The organism is Chryseobacterium sp. MYb328 (assembly GCF_037572595.1).
Lineage (GTDB): Bacteria > Bacteroidota > Bacteroidia > Flavobacteriales > Weeksellaceae > Chryseobacterium > Chryseobacterium pennae.
This window is the reverse complement of the sequence record NZ_JBBGZQ010000029.1, coordinates 25,479-42,169: the sequence shown is the minus strand read 5'-3', so window position 1 is coordinate 42,169 and position 16,691 is coordinate 25,479. Positions and strand designations below refer to the sequence as shown.

The following is a 16,691-nucleotide window of genomic DNA, read 5'->3' as shown; positions in this document are numbered from 1 at the left end:
ATCTGAAATCTAATTTGTACTTTTGCAAAATGATAAAAAAAGTCATTTTTATTTTTGTATCACTGCTTTTAATCTCATGTGGAAAAGACCCGGTTCCGAAACCGTACGGAGAACTGCGTCTGGAATACCCGGCACCGAAATACCAGAAGTTTGAAAACAACTGTGCTTATACTTTCGAGTATTCGGATTTTGCTAATATTACAGCCGCAAAAAAACCGTGTTGGTATTATCTGAACTATCCTCAAATGAAGGCAAAGGTTTTTGTGACCTATTACCCGATACAGAATGACTTTGCAGAACACATTAAAGAAGCTGAAAAAATGGTATATGAGCATACCATCAAAGCCAGTTCCATAGATACAAAATCCTTTGAATATCCTGAAAAGAAAGTATACGGGAATTTCTATGAGCTGAAAGGGCAGAGTGCTTCCAATCTTCAATTTTATATTACAGACAGCGCGAAACACTTCGTGACTGGTTACTTATACTTTAATACGAGACCGAAACCGGACTCTCTGGCTCCTGCTGTGAATTATATCAAAAACGATATGAAACATATGCTGGACTCTTTTGAATGGAAAAAATAATTACTTTTAATATACATTGAAAAATATATGAAACTTTTAGTTGTAGGAAGTGTTGCATTTGATGCAATTGAAACACCATTTGGTAAAACGGACAAAATTTTAGGCGGAGCTGCTACTTATATTGGGATCACTTCATCTATTTTAGGCGTTAAATCCGGTATTGTTTCTGTAGTAGGAGGAGACTTTCCACAGGAACACCTTGATATGTTTACAGACAGAGAAGTAAACATCGAAGGAATTGAAATCGTAAAAGAAGGAAAAACATTCTTCTGGTCAGGAAAATATCACAATGATCTGAACACCAGAGATACTTTGGCTACAGAAGTAAACGTATTGGAGAACTTTGATCCGAAAATCCCGGATTCAATGCAGGATGCCGAAATTTTATTGCTTGGAAACCTACACCCTGGAGTTCAGCTATCCGTATTGGAAAAAATGAACAACCGTCCTAAGCTTGTAATCCTTGATACGATGAATTTCTGGATGGATTGTGCATGGGATATTCTGATGGATATGATCGCTAAAACGGATGTAATTACCATCAATGACGAAGAAGCAAGACAACTTTCAGGAGAATATTCTCTTGTAAAAGCTGCTAAAAAGATCCATGCAATGGGACCTGAATATGTAATCATCAAAAAAGGAGAGCACGGAGCCTTACTTTTCCATGACGGTAAAGTATTTGCTATCCCGGCACTACCGTTGGAAGATGTTTTTGATCCAACCGGAGCAGGAGATACTTTCGCAGGTGGCTTTGCCGCTTATCTTGCTAAAAAAGGTAAAATTGATTTTGATACAATGAAGTCTGCATTGATCGTGGGATCAGCAATGGCTTCTTTCACTGTAGAAAAATTCGGAACACAAAGAATTGAAGAAGTTAACGAATCAGATATGTTCAGCAGATTGAGACAATTTAAAGAATTGACAACTTTTGATATTGAACTGCAATAAATAAGTCTTTTTAAGAAATATTTATAATAAAAAATTGAGTGAAATTCGTTAAGAATTCTAAATTTGCAACTTGTTAAAATAGTAAAATGACAAATAGACTAAAAATCACTTATCTTCTTGGGATTTTCATCATGATTTTTTCTTCCAATATGATGAATGCCCAGCTAAAACCAGGAGATTTAGTGGATGGTATTGCTGCTGTGATTGGAAATGAAATCGTTTTGGAATCAGATGTTACTGAGCAGATGAATTATGGAAAACAACAGGGAGCTGCCAATACAGACAAATGTGAGTTCCTTGAAAGCCTTATCAGCAACAAACTTCTTGTATACGAAGCAAAAAAAGATACATTAATTGAAAACCGTTCTGCAGCGATCAAAGAGCAGGCTAATCAAAAATACCGTCAGTTGCTTTCTCAATTTCCAGATGAAAAGGCATTATTAACTGCTTATAAATTCAAAAATGCCTACGAAATGAAAAACGCTATCGAAAAAATCGATACCGACCAGTATTACGGACAGGCAAAATACCAGAGAGTTACTGATAAAGCAGACGTAACTCCTAATGAGGTAACTGACTTTTATAATATGTATAAAATACAGTTGCCACAGGTAAAAGATGAAATTACCTTAGCACAGATCATGATGTATCCAACTTTGACGGAGGCTCATAAGCAAGATCTTATCAACAGACTGAAAAAGATCAAACAGGATATTATTGGCGGAGAAACTTTCGAAAGTCAGGCAAGAATTTATTCTGAAGATGAGGGTTCTGCTTCCAATGGTGGACTGTACAAAAATATCAACAAAGGACAGATGGTGAAGCCGTTTGAAGCTGCTGCTTTAAATCTTCAGGAAAACGAGATCTCAGATCCTATTGAATCTGAATTCGGATACCACATCATTCAGCTGCTGAAGAGATCAGGTAAAGTATATGATGCAAGACACATTCTTTTGAAAGCAACACCTACAGAAGAAGAACTTAAAACTGCAAAAGCAAAATTAGACAGCATCAGAGGATTAATTACGGATGGGAAGATGACTTTTAAAGATGCTGCTTTCAAGTTTTCAGATGATAAAAGAACCAAATTCAATGCAGGGATAATTCCTGGTGGTGATGGTTCAGATAAAATCGAAAGAGAAAGTATCCCGGGAACAATCAGCTATGAATTGGCAGGTTTGAATAAAGGAGATATTACTGCTGCTTTTGAAGATGAAGAGAACAGAAGAAAAGCTGTAAAAATCATTAAGCTTGAAGATGTGATTCCTGCCCACCAGATCACTCTGGAAACAGACTTCAGCCGAATCAAGCAGATGGCGCTCAATAAAAAGAAAAACGAAATGGTTGAAAAATTTGTCAACTCCAAGTTGCCAACTACTTTCATATCCATCGACGGACGTTACGATAACTGTAGCTTTAAATCCAACTGGAAAAAAGAATCAGTTAAAAAATAAAATTGAAAACCTTCAGAAATTTCTGAAGGTTTTTTTATGCTGAAGAGTCCGGTATAAAAACGAATGATTCTTTATGATAAGCACAAACAGGTATTCTGCATCTGTCATTTTGGATGAAATTATTTGATAACTTTACAAAAACCAAAACATGGATTACGAATTTTATCTTAATAAATTTCACCTGGCCATAACAGAAGTACTTAAAGAAAAACTTGAAAATAATAAGTTGGATGTATCTGTTGATACTGTTCTGGATTCTGTTGCTCTTAAAGTATTTAAACCGGAATGGTCCTCTGATTTAAATTCACCATTAGATGCTATAGGGAGGATTTTCTTTTCAATATGGATAAATGACAAAACCATTCAGGAGGGAAGAATGTATTATAATATCCATGCTCTAAAGCTGAGAGAATTTAAAAAACATGCATTATCAAGTAGAAAATTTGCTCAGGATTTTAGGAATGAATTCAGGAAATACCAGAAAGACTGGCCAAATGTAAATATTGAATTTGGCCCACTAACATTAATGCAGGGATGGGTTGATTTGAAAGAAGATAATATACAGGGAAATATTGAAGAATTGGTTCAAAATTTTTTTAAGATCAGTTCAATTATAGATACAGTTCTGGAGCGGTATAAGAAATAATGGGTTTAAGTGGTTTTCTAATGATTTTTTTAATAAATGTAGGGGGTTGAAAATCTTTGTTTTTAGTATTTTTACAACATGAGCAATTTTATAGATTTCAACGCGGCAAAAAAATTACACGACATGCAGACCAATCAAAATAGAATTTCAGAACTTTTTAATATTAAATATCCGATTATTCAGGCTGGGATGATCTGGCATTCCGGATGGAGGCTGGCTTCTGCTGTTTCCAATTGTGGTGGATTAGGATTAATAGGAGCAGGGAGTATGTATCCTGATATTCTCAGGGAAAACATTCAGAAGTGTAAACAGGCTACCAATATGCCTTTTGGAGTGAATGTGCCTATGCTGTATCCTAACCTTGATGAAATCATTCAGATCATTCTGGAAGAAGGGGTAAAAATTGTGTTTACATCAGCTGGAAATCCGAAAACGTATACAGAAACCTTACAAAAAGAAGGACTGAAGGTTGCTCACGTAGTTTCCTCTACCAAATTTGCTGTAAAATGTGAAGATGCAGGAGTAGATGCAATAGTGGCAGAAGGGTTCGAAGCAGGAGGACACAACGGGAGAGATGAAACTACAACATTCTGCCTTATTCCAAATGTCAAAAAGCATATTTCAAAACCGTTAATAGCTGCAGGAGGAATTGCCTTAGGTTCTCAGATGAAAGCTGCAATGATTCTGGGAGCAGACGGAGTACAGATAGGCTCCAGATTCGCGGCTACAACAGAAGCCAGTGCTCACGAGAACTGGAAAAAGAAAATTACCGAACTTCAGGAAGGTGATACGCATCTTACACTAAAAGAGCTGGCTCCTGTAAGAATGGTTAAAAATAAGTTCTTTAACGAACTTGAAGATGTTTATCTTGCCGGAAGAAATAAAGAAGCACTTATTGCATCGCTAGGAAGAGCAAGAGCAAAAAAAGGAATGTTTGAAGGTGACATGGAAGATGGAGAGCTTGAAATAGGACAGGTTTCAGCACTTATTGATGATATCATTCCGGTGGAAACAGTCTTTAATCATTTATTGAAGGAGTTTGAAGAAACAAAAATGCCTTCCTTTTAAAAATTGACCGTATCATATATTATTTGAATTAATGGAGGAAAGAATCATTGATGTAAAAGGGAAAAAACTATATACAGAATACTACAATTCGTTTGAAAATAAGCCAACTATTGTCTTTTTGCATGATTCGCTTGGATCTGTACATCTTTGGAGAGATTTACCAGTCAGGCTTTCAGAAGCTACACAATGTAATGTTCTTGTTTATGACCGGTTAGGATATGGAAAATCCTATCCTATGCCTACTCACATAAGACCTGTGAACTATATGGAGCTGGAAGCAGATCTGCTGAATGAATTATTAGCAGAGCTCAATATTGACAAAGCTATTTTGTTCGGTCACAGTGATGGAGGAACCATTGCCTTAATCACTGCAGCAAAATATCCAGAAAGGGTAGAAGCTGTCATTTGTGAAGCCGGGCATATATTTGTGGAAGATGTCACTTTAAAAGGCGTTTATGATACATGGGAAGCTTACAAAACTACAAATCTGCCGGAACGTCTGCAGAAATACCATGGTGATAAGGTAGAAACACTATTTAAAGCCTGGACGGAAACATGGACCCGCAATGATTACAGAGCCTGGAACATTGAATATCTCCTGAAGGATATTATTTGTCCTCTATTATTCATTCAGGGAGAAGCTGATGAGTACGGAACTTTGGATCAGGTAGAGAAAACCGTTTCACAGGTAAGTGGAAGTGTAGACAAATACATTATTCCCGGGATTGGGCATACACCTCATAAAGAAGCTCCGGACTTGGTATTCAAAAGATCAGTAGAATTCGTAAATAGAAATACAAAATAAAATTTAAGCATCTTATTTCATGATAGGGTGCTTTTTTTGAGTAAAATTGATATTTAAAAGGCTGCATACTTTACCTGTTCTCTTTAAATAAACAGTTCTAAATTTTATTTGTACACATATTATACATACAGATATTGTTTTGTACAATATGTATTAAACATAGAAATCAGGCCGTTTTATTGGCCTTTAATCTTATCAGAAAAAATACCGAACTATTTTCCTGATATAGAATACGGACTGTGAGATTTTTTACAGAATTTATTAAAAAAATGAATAGTATTAATGGGGATTGGACCATTATTTTATCGTTAAAATTACAATAAACAAACAATAAATATCACTAATTGGGGATATAATATTTTCTATTTTTACAACCTAGATTTTATTAATAGGTATGTGAAGTTAATGATGGGGATCATTAAATGTATGTTAGGTGTGAATGTGTGAAGAGATGCAAAATTTGCATCTCTTCTTTATTTTCGGTTATAGTAAATCAATTTCCGCTGCAATATTTTTTTTTGCCTGCATCTCATATTTATCTTTAAAATAATCTGTCTTAAAGATTGTATCAAGCTCCAGAAAATGTTTTAATACCTTCTTTCTTCCGGGCTTATAAAGCAGATCCGGATAGATCGAGTATTCTTTCCTAATCATTTTGGTATAGGCCAGATAACTTTCAAAATCTTTGCCTAGGATTGAAAGATCTGCATCCAGAAGATAATTGGTGTCTTCGTTCATTGATGTCTGATGAAGCTTTGTCGCCAGGATCTGATCAGAAACAGCTTCAATAGTATCCTGAGGTAATCCCAGTTCAGAAAGTCGTTCTTTGGCCTTTAACGCACTTTTTTCTTCATTGGATTTAGACGTTGCATTATAAACAATATCATGATAGAATATGGAAAAAGAAACTGCTGTAAAATCAGAGATTTTGTTTTTCGATGGTTCAAGCTCTGCGAACATATTTCCGAGATGAAGAAGATTGTGATAATGTCTGCCCTTTTCAGTATATTTTGTTTCAATCTCTTTCCACAGTTCATCAATTAAGTTCAGATCTTTAGTAAAAGGGAAACAAAGCTGTTCAAATTGATCTCTCATATTCATGGTGGTAGGGTATAAAAAAAGGAACTTTTAAAAAGTTCCTCTGTTTGCTTCAAGAACAGCCTTTAGCTCAGACCAGCCTCCGCCGTTATGACCATCCTTTAATCCTTGTGAGTTAAGATATTCTAATGCTTTTCCGCTTCTGTTTCCACTTCTGCAGAATAAAATTACAGGTTTTTCGATAGAAAGGATCTCATCCTGTCTCTCTTCTACTTCACCCAGTGGAATATTTTTAGCACCCTCTATATTTCCGTCCATTTCAAGCTCCATTGGCTCACGAACATCAATTAATTCATAGTTTCCAGATTGTATTACTTCTATTAAAGACATAGTTGTTTATTTTAAACATTAAATTGTAGACGAAATTACGTAATTTTTTTTTGAAAAAAATCTTAATTAAAACATAAATTTTCAGAAAAGAAACAGTTCTGAAGATGAAGACGAAACAGAGTAACGAATCGTAAGATTGATAAAATAATCTTAATTTTGCAGAGTGAAATTAATGAACGCAGGCGCTGAAAAATATACCCAACTGATCAAGTCCAAGGCAAAAAGTTTTGGGTTTCAGAGTTGTGGTATATCTAAAGCAGATTTTCTGGAGGAGGATGCCGGACACCTTGAAAAATGGCTGAAAAATAACTTCAATGGTGAAATGAAATATATGGAGAACCATTTCGACAAAAGATTGGATCCAAGACTTCTTGTGGAAGGTTCTAAATCTGTCATTTCACTCTCGTATAACTATTTCCCGGAAGAAAAGATTTCCATTCTGGAAAATTTTAAGATTTCAAAATATGCTTATGCAGAAGATTACCATGAAGTAATCAAGGAAATTCTTCGTGAAATGGTGGCTGAATTGCAAGAGGAAATCGGAGAATTCGGATTCAGGGTTTTTGTAGATTCAGCACCTGTGCTGGAAAGAAGCTGGGCACGAAAATCAGGAATTGGCTGGGTTGGGAAAAATGCTAACCTGATTACCAAACAGAATGGTTCATTCTATTTTTTAGCAGAAATTATCTGTGATCTTGAGCTTATTCCCGATCATGAAACCACCGATCATTGCGGAACCTGTAGAAAATGCATTGATGCCTGTCCCACAGATGCTATTGTTTCAGAAAAGATCATTGACGGAAGCAAATGCATTTCTTATGCTACCATAGAACTTAAAAACGAAATTCCGGATCATTTCAAAGGCAAAATGGAAGACTGGATGTTCGGATGTGATATCTGCCAGGATGTATGCCCCTGGAACCGGTTTTCTGCTCCACACCAACAGAGCCGATTTAAGCCCAATGAAGCATTGAAAAATTTCAAAAAAGGAGAGTGGAAAGAACTTACTCAGGAAATCTTCTCCGAAATCTTCAGAAAATCACCGGTGAAGAGGACAAAATTTGCAGGATTGCAGAGAAATATTGAATTTTTAAAACGCTCTTCAGACTGATTTTTGCTTAAATATTTGGTGACGATTCCTTCTTTGGAAATTTCCTGAGTTCCAAACTAGAGCTGATGATTGACCATTCCCTAGATTTTTATCCCTAGGGAGGTTTGGATTTAATTGAATAAGTTATATAAAAACCCTTTCCTAAAAAGAAAAATTGATTTTCATGAGATTAAAGTCTCACCGAAAATCAACGTTTTTTTTGTACTCTTTTTGGAGCAGTTTTTACTCTTACTTTAAATCTTTTTTGTGACTTGGTATTTTTACGCATATTTGTGAATATTTCGTAATTAAATATAGCGATTTTTTCGATTAAAACAAATACTTTTACGAAAAACTATATATTAAATTTTATTAAAAAAGCATGAATGTGAAAACAATATTAATAGGTACTCTGAAAATTCTGGGAGTCATTCTGGGGATTGTAATTGTTTATGTTCTTTTAGGACTGCTCATTCCGTTTATTCCGGTTTCAGCCAAAGATGACGGGGAACAGAAAGACATTGCTATTTACATTTATACCAACGGTGTTCATACCGATATTGTGATGCCTGTAAAGAACGAAATGAAAGACTGGAGTCTTATGATTCCTTTTGCAGATACAAAGTCTAAGAAAACAGATTATAAATATATTGGAATAGGATGGGGTGATAAAGGTTTTTATCTGGATACTCCAACCTGGGCTGATCTGAAGTTCTCAACGGCGATAAAAGCCGCTTTTTGGTTAAGCGATTCAGCAATGCATAGCACATATTATTATGCAATGAAAGAAGGAGAAGATTGTAAAATGATTATGATCAGCAGAAGCCAGTATCAAAATTTAATCAAATTTGTAGAAGATAAATTCGATAGAGATCAGAACGGAAAGTTTATGCTGATTCCTACAGATGCCGTGTATGGTGATAATGATGCATTTTATGATGCCAGAGGAACTTATAGCTTTCTTTATACCTGCAATACCTGGAGCAATAATGCGTTGAAGGCTGCAGGACAAAAGGCCGCGCTTTGGACACCTTCTGATTTTGGAATTTTCCAGCATTATAAATAAGTATGAAACCTTTTTTTCTGTTCAGTATTATTCTTTTATTTTTGTCCTGCACAAAAGAGAAGAAAGAATATAAACATCCTGCTGATGCTACTCCTCTAATGGCTAAAAAGAAGCCCAAGGCTGATTTTGCCAAAGTAAAAAATAAAGCAGAAGAAGCATTGAAATTCTGCAGCGCAAAGAATTTGAGTACAGATTTTTGTATTCTGATCGATATGAGTCTTCATTCTGGTGTAAAACGTTTTTTTGTCTGGGATTTTGACAAGGAAACCATTTCCAAAGAATATCTGGTAGGCCATGGTTGTGGATTGAATAGCTGGAGCAGGGATGAGTCAAAAGATAAGCCAACATTCAGTAACGAAGACGGAAGCCACCTTTCCTCTTTGGGAAAATATAAATTGCAGGACAGAGGCTACAGTGAATGGGGAATTAATATAAAGTATCTGATGCATGGTCTTGAAGAAACCAATAGCAATGCCTTGAAGAGATTCATAGTTTTTCACTCCTGGGATATGATGAGTGATGAGGAAATGTTTCCAGAAGGATCACCGGAAGGATGGGGCTGTCCTACCATTTCAAATAATGCTATGAAGGAAATCGACCCGATGATTCAAAATTCAACAAAGCCTGTTCTGATGTGGATATATAATTAAAAAGAAGTAAGATGAAACATAAGCTTTTCCGTGAGCAACAATTAAATTGTGATATAGAAACCGCCTGGAAATTCTTTTCCTCAGCCAATAACCTTTCAGAAATTACGCCAAAGGATATGGGATTTACTGTATTGACAGAAATGGAAGATGACGAAATTTATGAAGGGATGCTCATCGATTACTATGTTTCGCCATTATTTGGAGTCAAAATGAAATGGCAGACAGAAATTACCCATGTAGATTTTCAGAAAAACTTCATAGACTTCCAAAGAAAAGGCCCATACAAATTATGGAATCACCACCACGAGTTTATTCCCAATAACGAAGGTGTTCTGATGAGAGATACCATAGATTACGAACTTCCTATGGGATTCTTAGGAGAAATTGCCCATTCTTTATTCGTGAAAAAGAAACTGGACTCTATTTTTGATTATCGTTTCAGAGTTCTGAGCAGATTGTTTTAAAAGAGCTCAGGTTGTCTGTCATTCTGAAGAAGAAGAAAGAATCTCATTGATTACTTTATAGGTTTTCTATTTGGTTTCTGAACTATGTTCGGAAACCTTCAGTTTGTATTCAGAATAACATTAGATTATTTCTCCATAACCTCACCAATTACTGTTTTAATAAAAAGATATTGTTGATCACTCATATGCCAATCTTCAAAAAGTGTGATTTTATCAGTATTGTTTAAGTTTTTTTAACAGTTAAAGGACGGGAACTCCATCAAAATTTCTTACTTTTGCAGAACTATCGTTTTTACTGTATTCTGATTGACATGGCGAGTCTGAGGTCACTTTTCTATTTTTATATTATGCTGGTTTTTACCCTTTTCAATTCGAATTGGGCGGAGAAATCGTTGCAGAATATACCTCATGTTCCCCATGTAAATAATATTCATCTTCTGGATGTTTATGAAGAGGCAGATATGAACACGCATGCCTTGCCTGCGGCTTCTAAAATTGTTAAACATTCAGGTCGTAAGGACGATCCTGCAGTTGGGGATTTTTCGGCAGCATTAAAAATTGCTCCGAAAATCATGCTTCCTGATATTGCAGTTTCCCTTATCTGTGGAGTAAAGTCCTTTCTCCATCTTCTCCAATTGTACTAGTTTAAGTTATTGAATTTCAAATTATTTTACCGAAAATTTTATAACTTAAACATTCAGAAATGTATTTTAAAAATGTAATAATTTGCAGCTTTGCAATATTATTCGCAGTGTCATGTAATAAAGACAAGCAAAAAAACAGTCAAAAAGACAAAGAAGTTCCGGTACTGGAAATCAAGGAAAAAGATACCTTGGTAAGCAACCAGTTTGTGACTGATATTCAGGCTAAGAAAAATGTGGAAATGAGGTCCAGGATTGGTGGAATTATTCAGCATATTTACGTCAATGAAGGACAGTTTGTTCATCAGGGACAGCCTTTATTTAAAATCAATGATGCTGAACTGCAGATGGAACTTTTAAAGGCTAATGCTGCTTTAAAACAGACTCAGGCAGATGTCCGCATCGTTGAAGTAGAATTGAAACAGATTCAGAGCCTTCATGCTAAAAAGTTTGTAGCGAATAACGAACTGGAATTGGTAAAGGCTAAGCTTTCATCAGCTCAGGCTAAGAATGCTTTTGCTGATGCTGAAAAGAGAGCTGTGCTTCAGAAAATCAGTTTTACCAGAATTACGGCTCCGTTTGATGGCGTTATTGACGTTATTCCTCATAAAGACGGAAGTTTGGTGGAAAATGGAACTTTATTAACTACATTATCCCAGCTTAATGAGGTGTATGCCTACTTTTCAATTCCGGAAAACCTTTATTTTGAACTTTTGGCTAATGATAAGATAGGGAATCATCAGAAAATTGAACTGACCCTGCCAAATGGTGTAAACTATCAGTTTAACGGAGCTTTAAAAACAGCAGAGGGAGAAATCGACCGAACTACAGGATCTATCCGCTATAAAGTCCTTTTCCCAAATCCTGATCACCTGATTAAGCACGGTACCTCGGGAAAACTCATTATTTCCGAAAATCAGGATAAGGCCATTCTTATTCCACAGAAATCTACATTCTCTATTCAGGATAAAACCTATGTTTTTGTTGTGGACAAACAGAATAGAGCCAAAATGACAAACATTAAGATTGGAAACACACTGAGGGATTCCTATATGGTGGAAAGCGGTCTTAAAAAAGGAGATTTAATCATTTATGAAGGTACTCAGTCCTTAAAGGATGGTGATATTATTAAAATCAAAAAGAAGTATTAACCTTTCATAATTTTTAAATCAACTTATTATGGTAGAGATGTTTATAAGACGAAAGGTTCTTTCGTTGGTTATTTCCATATTATTTGTATTGCTGGGAATTATGGCCTTATTAAAGATGCCCATTACCCAGTTCCCGGATATTGTACCGCCCTCCGTAACGGTAACAGCAAAATATACCGGAGCCAATGCCGAAGTATCAGCCAATGCGGTTGCACTTCCATTGGAACGAGCCATCAACGGAGTACCGGGAATGACGTATATGTCAACGGTAACTTCCAATGACGGGCTTACTTTGATCCAGGTTTTCTTTGAAGTAGGAACCGATCCTGATGTAGCAGCAGTAAATGTTCAGAACAGAGTGACAACCATCTTGGATGAGCTCCCTGAAGAGGTAATCCGTGCCGGAGTAACTACTGAAAAGGAGGTGAACAGTATGCTGATGTACCTCAACATTACGAGTACAGACCCAAGCCAGGATGAGCAGTTCATTTACAATTTTACGGATATTAATGTTCTTCAGGAACTGAAACGTATTGATGGAGTAGGCCGTGCAGAGATCATGGGTCAGAAAGAATACTCCATGAGAGTTTGGTTGGATCCACAGAAGATGGCAGCATATAATATTTCAGCAGATGAAGTGATTACTTCTTTGCAAAAACAGAATATTTCGGCAGCACCAGGAAAAGTAGGGGAAACTTCAGGGAAAACTTCCAGTCAGCTGCAGTACGTAGTTAAATATAAAGGGAAATTCTTTGAGCCTAAACAATATGAAGAAGTTCCCATCAGGTCAGATGTAGACGGAACGATTTTGAAACTTAAAGATATTGCCAAAGTGGAATTTGGGGCGATGAATTACGGAATGGTTTCCAAGACAGACGGAAGACCTTCCGCATCTATTATGATGAAACAGCGTCCGGGATCCAATGCCTCTGAAGTTATTGAAAATGTAAAGGCTAAAATGGAAGAATTAAAAGGTACTTCATTCCCACCCGGAATGGAATTCAATATGGCCTACGATGTTTCCAGATTCCTTGATGCTTCAATCAGTGCCGTATTGATAACTCTTATCGAAGCCTTTATTCTGGTAGGAATTGTAGTATTTATTTTCCTTCAGGACTGGCGTTCTACGTTAATTCCTGTATTGGCAGTTCCGGTAGCATTGGTAGGAACCTTTGCCTTTATGAATATGCTGGATTTCTCAGTAAACCTATTAACTTTATTTGCTTTGGTACTGGCCATCGGAATTGTGGTGGATAACGCGATTGTCGTCGTAGAAGCTGTCCATGTAAAAATGGAAGAAGGTATGAACGCAATGGATGCTACTATCAGTGCTACAAAAGAAATTGCAGGAGCAGTAATAGCAATCACCATTGTAATGTCTGCAGTATTTATTCCCGTAGCATTCCTTGATGGTCCGGTGGGAGTATTTTACCGACAGTTTTCATTAACATTAGCCATCAGTATTGTGATTTCTGGGGTGAATGCATTAACGCTTACTCCGGCATTGTGTGCCATTATTTTGAAACCACACGATCACAATAAAAAGAAGACCATTATTGATAGGGCTTTCCAGAGCTTTAATACAGGCTTTGAAAGACTGACTAATGGCTACGTAAATATTCTATCAAAATTTGCAACAAGGACTACAGTTACTTTTGGGCTATTGTTCTTATTTATAGGATTAACATTTGTGACCAGTAAGTTCCTTCCCACCGGATTTATTCCAATGGAAGATCAGGGAATGGTATATGTAAGTGTAACCACTCCGCAGGGAGCTACGGTAGAAAGAACGGAAAAAGTACTGGATGAAGTAACGGTTATTGCCAAGAAAATAAAAGGTGTAGAAAACGTAACCACTCTTGCAGGATACAGCATTGTAACAGAAATCGCAGGTTCATCCTATGGAATGGCTATGATTAACCTTAAAGACTGGAAAGAAAGATCCATTTCAGTCAATGACCTGATCACCGAACTTTCAGAAAAAACAAAAGGAATTGCAGATGCCCAGATTGAAATCTTTGCACCACCAACGGTTCCTGGGTTCGGAAATACCAGTGGTTTTGAATTGCGTTTACTGGACAGAACAGGGGGAACCATTGAAAATACAGATAAAATCACCAAAGATTTTGTCAAAAAACTGAATGAAGCTCCCGAGCTGCAGAACAACTTTACCAGCTTTGATGCTACTTTTCCGCAATATATGATTAATGTGGATTATGATATGGCAGCGAAGAAAGGGGTATCTGTAGACAATGCGATGTCCACATTACAAACTATGCTGGGATCTTATTATGCAACCAATTTTATCCGTTTTAGCCAAATGTATAAAGTGATGGTTCAGGCAAGCCCGGAACACAGGGACACCCCTGAAAGCATTCTCAATTTATATCTTAAAAATGATAAAGGTGAAATGGTTCCTTTTTCAACGTTTATCACTATTGAAAAAGTATATGGACCAGAGGTACTTACAAGATACAATATGTATATGTCCGCTATGATTAATGGGGAACCTGCTGAAGGATACAGTTCCGGTGATGCTATTGCTGCTGTAGAACGTGTATCCAAAGAGATTCTACCAAGAGGTTTCGATATTGAATGGTCCGGGATGACAAGAGAAGAAATTCTATCCGGAAACCAGACGGTATATATTTTCCTGATCTGTCTGTTGTTCGTATACCTTTTATTGGCAGCGCAATATGAAAGTTTCCTTCTTCCGATGCCTGTACTATTGAGTCTTCCGACAGGAATCTTCGGATCCTATATCGCATTGGTACTGGCAGGGTTGGATAATAATATTTATGCACAGGTGGCTCTGGTCATGCTGATCGGACTATTGGCTAAAAATGCCATTCTGATTGTAGAATTTGCTGTAGCCAGAAACAAACAGGGATACGATATTATTCCGGCAGCTATTGAAGGAGCAAGACAACGTCTGAGGCCTATCCTGATGACTTCCTTTGCTTTTGTGGCCGGTCTTATTCCGTTGTGTATAGCATCCGGAGCAGGAGCAATCGGTAACCGTTCCATTGGTACGGCAGCAGCAGGAGGAATGCTGATAGGAACTGTTTTCGGATTGGTGGTCATTCCGGGACTGTATATATTCTTTGCAAAACTTGAAAATAAGAAGAAAGATGAAAAGATTAAATCATAGACATATTTTGTATGGAATAGCTGCTTTAAGCTTAGCTTCTTGTGCCGTTCCGAAGGTTGCTGAACTGAAAAAAGCTCAGGAGCTTCCGGAAATGCCTGCTAAATCAGCCAGCTCAGAAGAATTTCAACACCTGAATCTGAAAGCGTATTTCACAGATACTCACTTATTGGAACTTTTCGATAAAGTTGTTCAGGCCAATCCTGATTTTCAGATTGCACAACAAAGAGTGGAAATTGCTAACAGCTTCCTGCAAAGATCAAAAATGGATCTTTTGCCTTCTCTTGAGGTAGGAGCAGAAGTTTCCGGAAACCGTTACGGAAAGTATACCATGGAAGGAGTGGGAAATTATGACACTAACCTTTCTCCCAATATTACCGAAGACCAGAAAATTAACCGTGATTTTACTCCCAATTACTGGCTGGGAGCAAGAAGCAGCTGGGAAATAGATGCCTGGGGGAAACTGAAGAATAAAAAAATTGCTGCACAAAAGAAGTATCTGGCTTCTACGGAAGGGCTGCGATTGCTTCAGGTAGAACTTTTCACAGATATTGCGAATCTGTATTATCAGTTGGTAACTTTAGATAACCGTCTGGCCATTTATCAGAAGAACTATAAGCTCCAGCAGAGAGCCTTCGAAATTGTCCTGGCGCAGCGTGAAGTGGGAAAAGCTACAGAACTTGCTGTCCAGCAGTTTAAAGCTCAGAATAATAACTGGCTGGCAGAAATTGAACATATTAAAGTGGAGATCGTTACTGTAGAGCAGGCGATCACAACTTTAACAGGAAGTTATGGTGGCGAAGTAAAACGTGGTAAAACGCTGATGCCAACAAATACTGATGTTTTAAACAGAACTGTTAATGTAGAAGCTGTGATCCATGCAAGGCCGGATGTAGCTGCTAATTATTATGTATTGGAGGCTTCTCAGGCTGATGCAAAAGCTGCAAGAGCTGCTTTTTACCCTAAAATTGACCTGGGTGCAGGGATCGGGATGAATTCCTTTTCTGTGGAAACACTTTTCAAACCAAGTTCATTAGCAGGGCAGCTGTTGGGTGGATTGATGGTACCCGTTTTTAATAAGGGCCAGCTTAAGTATGAGTTTAAAGTAGCCAGTAAAGAACAGGAGATAGCTTTTTTAAATTATCAGAAAAGTATAACCACTGCCTTTAATGAGCTTCAGTCTATTTTGAAACAGACCAGAATTTACGAAAAGGTTTTAAAATTAAAATCAGAAGAGGTCGGCTTTCTGGATCGAGGAGTTGAAGTTTCCAATGATCTGTATCTTACTGGGTATGCAAATTATTTTGAATTGATTAATTCACAGAAAAGTAAGCTGACTGCAGAACTTGACCTGTTACAGTTTCAACATCAGAATACCAGAAATAACGTTCTGTTGTTTAAAGCTTTAGGAGGAAAACTGAATTAGAACTAACTTATATTTTAAACAGTCATTTTTCGGTTTTGTTATAAACCGGCCATTTTTATTTTTTACGATGAAGAAAGAGGCTGTCTCACTGCGAGGCAGCTTCTTTTGATTTTGAT

At 36.9% G+C, this 16,691-nt stretch carries 16 protein-coding genes; 14 read left to right on the top strand and 2 right to left on the bottom strand.

All coding sequences use genetic code 11. The features are described from left to right. The first annotated feature begins 29 nt into the window (after positions 1-29). The 6 genes from gldD (at position 30) to WH267_RS22255 (ending at position 5,511) form a co-directional block, all read left to right on the top strand. On the top strand, positions 30-587 hold the full coding sequence (gldD, locus tag WH267_RS22280) for a gliding motility lipoprotein GldD (RefSeq protein ID WP_115973034.1): 558 nt from the start codon (positions 30-32) through the stop codon (positions 585-587). A 27-nt stretch (positions 588-614) separates the two neighbouring features. Beyond that, complete coding sequence (locus WH267_RS22275) at positions 615-1,538, top strand: PfkB family carbohydrate kinase (RefSeq protein WP_115973035.1); 924 nt, start codon at positions 615-617, stop codon at positions 1,536-1,538. A gap of 86 nt (positions 1,539-1,624) precedes the next feature. Further along, the gene (locus WH267_RS22270; protein WP_340011077.1) at positions 1,625-2,992 is read left to right on the top strand and encodes a peptidylprolyl isomerase; all 1,368 of its coding nucleotides are present in this window, start codon (positions 1,625-1,627) and stop codon (positions 2,990-2,992) included. Positions 2,993-3,140: 148 nt separating this feature from the next. After that, on the top strand, positions 3,141-3,638 hold the full coding sequence (locus WH267_RS22265; protein ID WP_340011075.1) for a hypothetical protein: 498 nt from the start codon (positions 3,141-3,143) through the stop codon (positions 3,636-3,638). A 78-nt stretch (positions 3,639-3,716) separates the two neighbouring features. Continuing rightward, entirely contained in the window at positions 3,717-4,706 is a 990-nt protein-coding gene (locus WH267_RS22260) for an NAD(P)H-dependent flavin oxidoreductase (protein WP_340011074.1), read from the top strand. Positions 4,707-4,737: 31 nt separating this feature from the next. Next, entirely contained in the window at positions 4,738-5,511 is a 774-nt protein-coding gene (locus WH267_RS22255) for an alpha/beta fold hydrolase (protein ID WP_340011073.1), read from the top strand. A 483-nt stretch (positions 5,512-5,994) separates the two neighbouring features. Here WH267_RS22255 and WH267_RS22250 read toward each other — a convergent pair whose 3' ends face one another. Both WH267_RS22250 and WH267_RS22245 read right to left on the bottom strand, forming a co-directional pair. Beyond that, entirely contained in the window at positions 5,995-6,606 is a 612-nt protein-coding gene (locus tag WH267_RS22250) for an HD domain-containing protein (protein ID WP_340011072.1), read from the bottom strand. Positions 6,607-6,639: 33 nt separating this feature from the next. Next, positions 6,640-6,939 (bottom strand): rhodanese-like domain-containing protein, encoded by a 300-nt coding sequence (locus tag WH267_RS22245; RefSeq protein WP_115973040.1) that lies wholly within the window; start codon positions 6,937-6,939, stop codon positions 6,640-6,642. A gap of 172 nt (positions 6,940-7,111) precedes the next feature. On the opposite strand from WH267_RS22245, the gene queG reads away from it, so the two are divergent. The 8 genes from queG to WH267_RS22205 all read left to right on the top strand — a co-directional run bounded on the left by queG (position 7,112) and on the right by WH267_RS22205 (position 16,575). Beyond that, entirely contained in the window at positions 7,112-8,050 is a 939-nt protein-coding gene (gene queG, locus WH267_RS22240; RefSeq protein WP_115973041.1) for a tRNA epoxyqueuosine(34) reductase QueG, read from the top strand. 361 nt (positions 8,051-8,411) lie between these two features. Continuing rightward, positions 8,412-9,095, top strand: coding sequence for a TIGR02117 family protein (locus tag WH267_RS22235; protein WP_340011070.1), 684 nt, complete (start codon positions 8,412-8,414; stop codon positions 9,093-9,095). A gap of 2 nt (positions 9,096-9,097) precedes the next feature. Further along, positions 9,098-9,745, top strand: a complete 648-nt coding sequence (locus WH267_RS22230; RefSeq protein WP_340011068.1) for a murein L,D-transpeptidase catalytic domain-containing protein — start codon at positions 9,098-9,100, stop codon at positions 9,743-9,745. Between the two features lie 11 nt (positions 9,746-9,756). Further along, on the top strand, positions 9,757-10,209 hold the full coding sequence (locus tag WH267_RS22225) for an SRPBCC family protein (protein ID WP_340011067.1): 453 nt from the start codon (positions 9,757-9,759) through the stop codon (positions 10,207-10,209). Positions 10,210-10,484: 275 nt separating this feature from the next. Then, the gene (locus WH267_RS22220) at positions 10,485-10,853 is read left to right on the top strand and encodes a hypothetical protein (protein WP_340011066.1); all 369 of its coding nucleotides are present in this window, start codon (positions 10,485-10,487) and stop codon (positions 10,851-10,853) included. Between the two features lie 59 nt (positions 10,854-10,912). Continuing rightward, a complete protein-coding gene (locus WH267_RS22215; RefSeq protein ID WP_340011064.1) occupies positions 10,913-12,001 on the top strand; it encodes an efflux RND transporter periplasmic adaptor subunit in 1,089 nt (362 codons plus the stop codon). A gap of 28 nt (positions 12,002-12,029) precedes the next feature. Beyond that, on the top strand, positions 12,030-15,152 hold the full coding sequence (locus WH267_RS22210) for an efflux RND transporter permease subunit (protein ID WP_340011063.1): 3,123 nt from the start codon (positions 12,030-12,032) through the stop codon (positions 15,150-15,152). Beyond that, positions 15,133-16,575: a TolC family protein gene (locus WH267_RS22205; RefSeq protein ID WP_340011062.1), complete on the top strand. Its 1,443-nt coding sequence runs from the start codon at positions 15,133-15,135 to the stop codon at positions 16,573-16,575. Before WH267_RS22210 ends, WH267_RS22205 begins: the two co-directional genes overlap by 20 nt. Positions 16,576-16,691 lie beyond the last annotated feature (116 nt).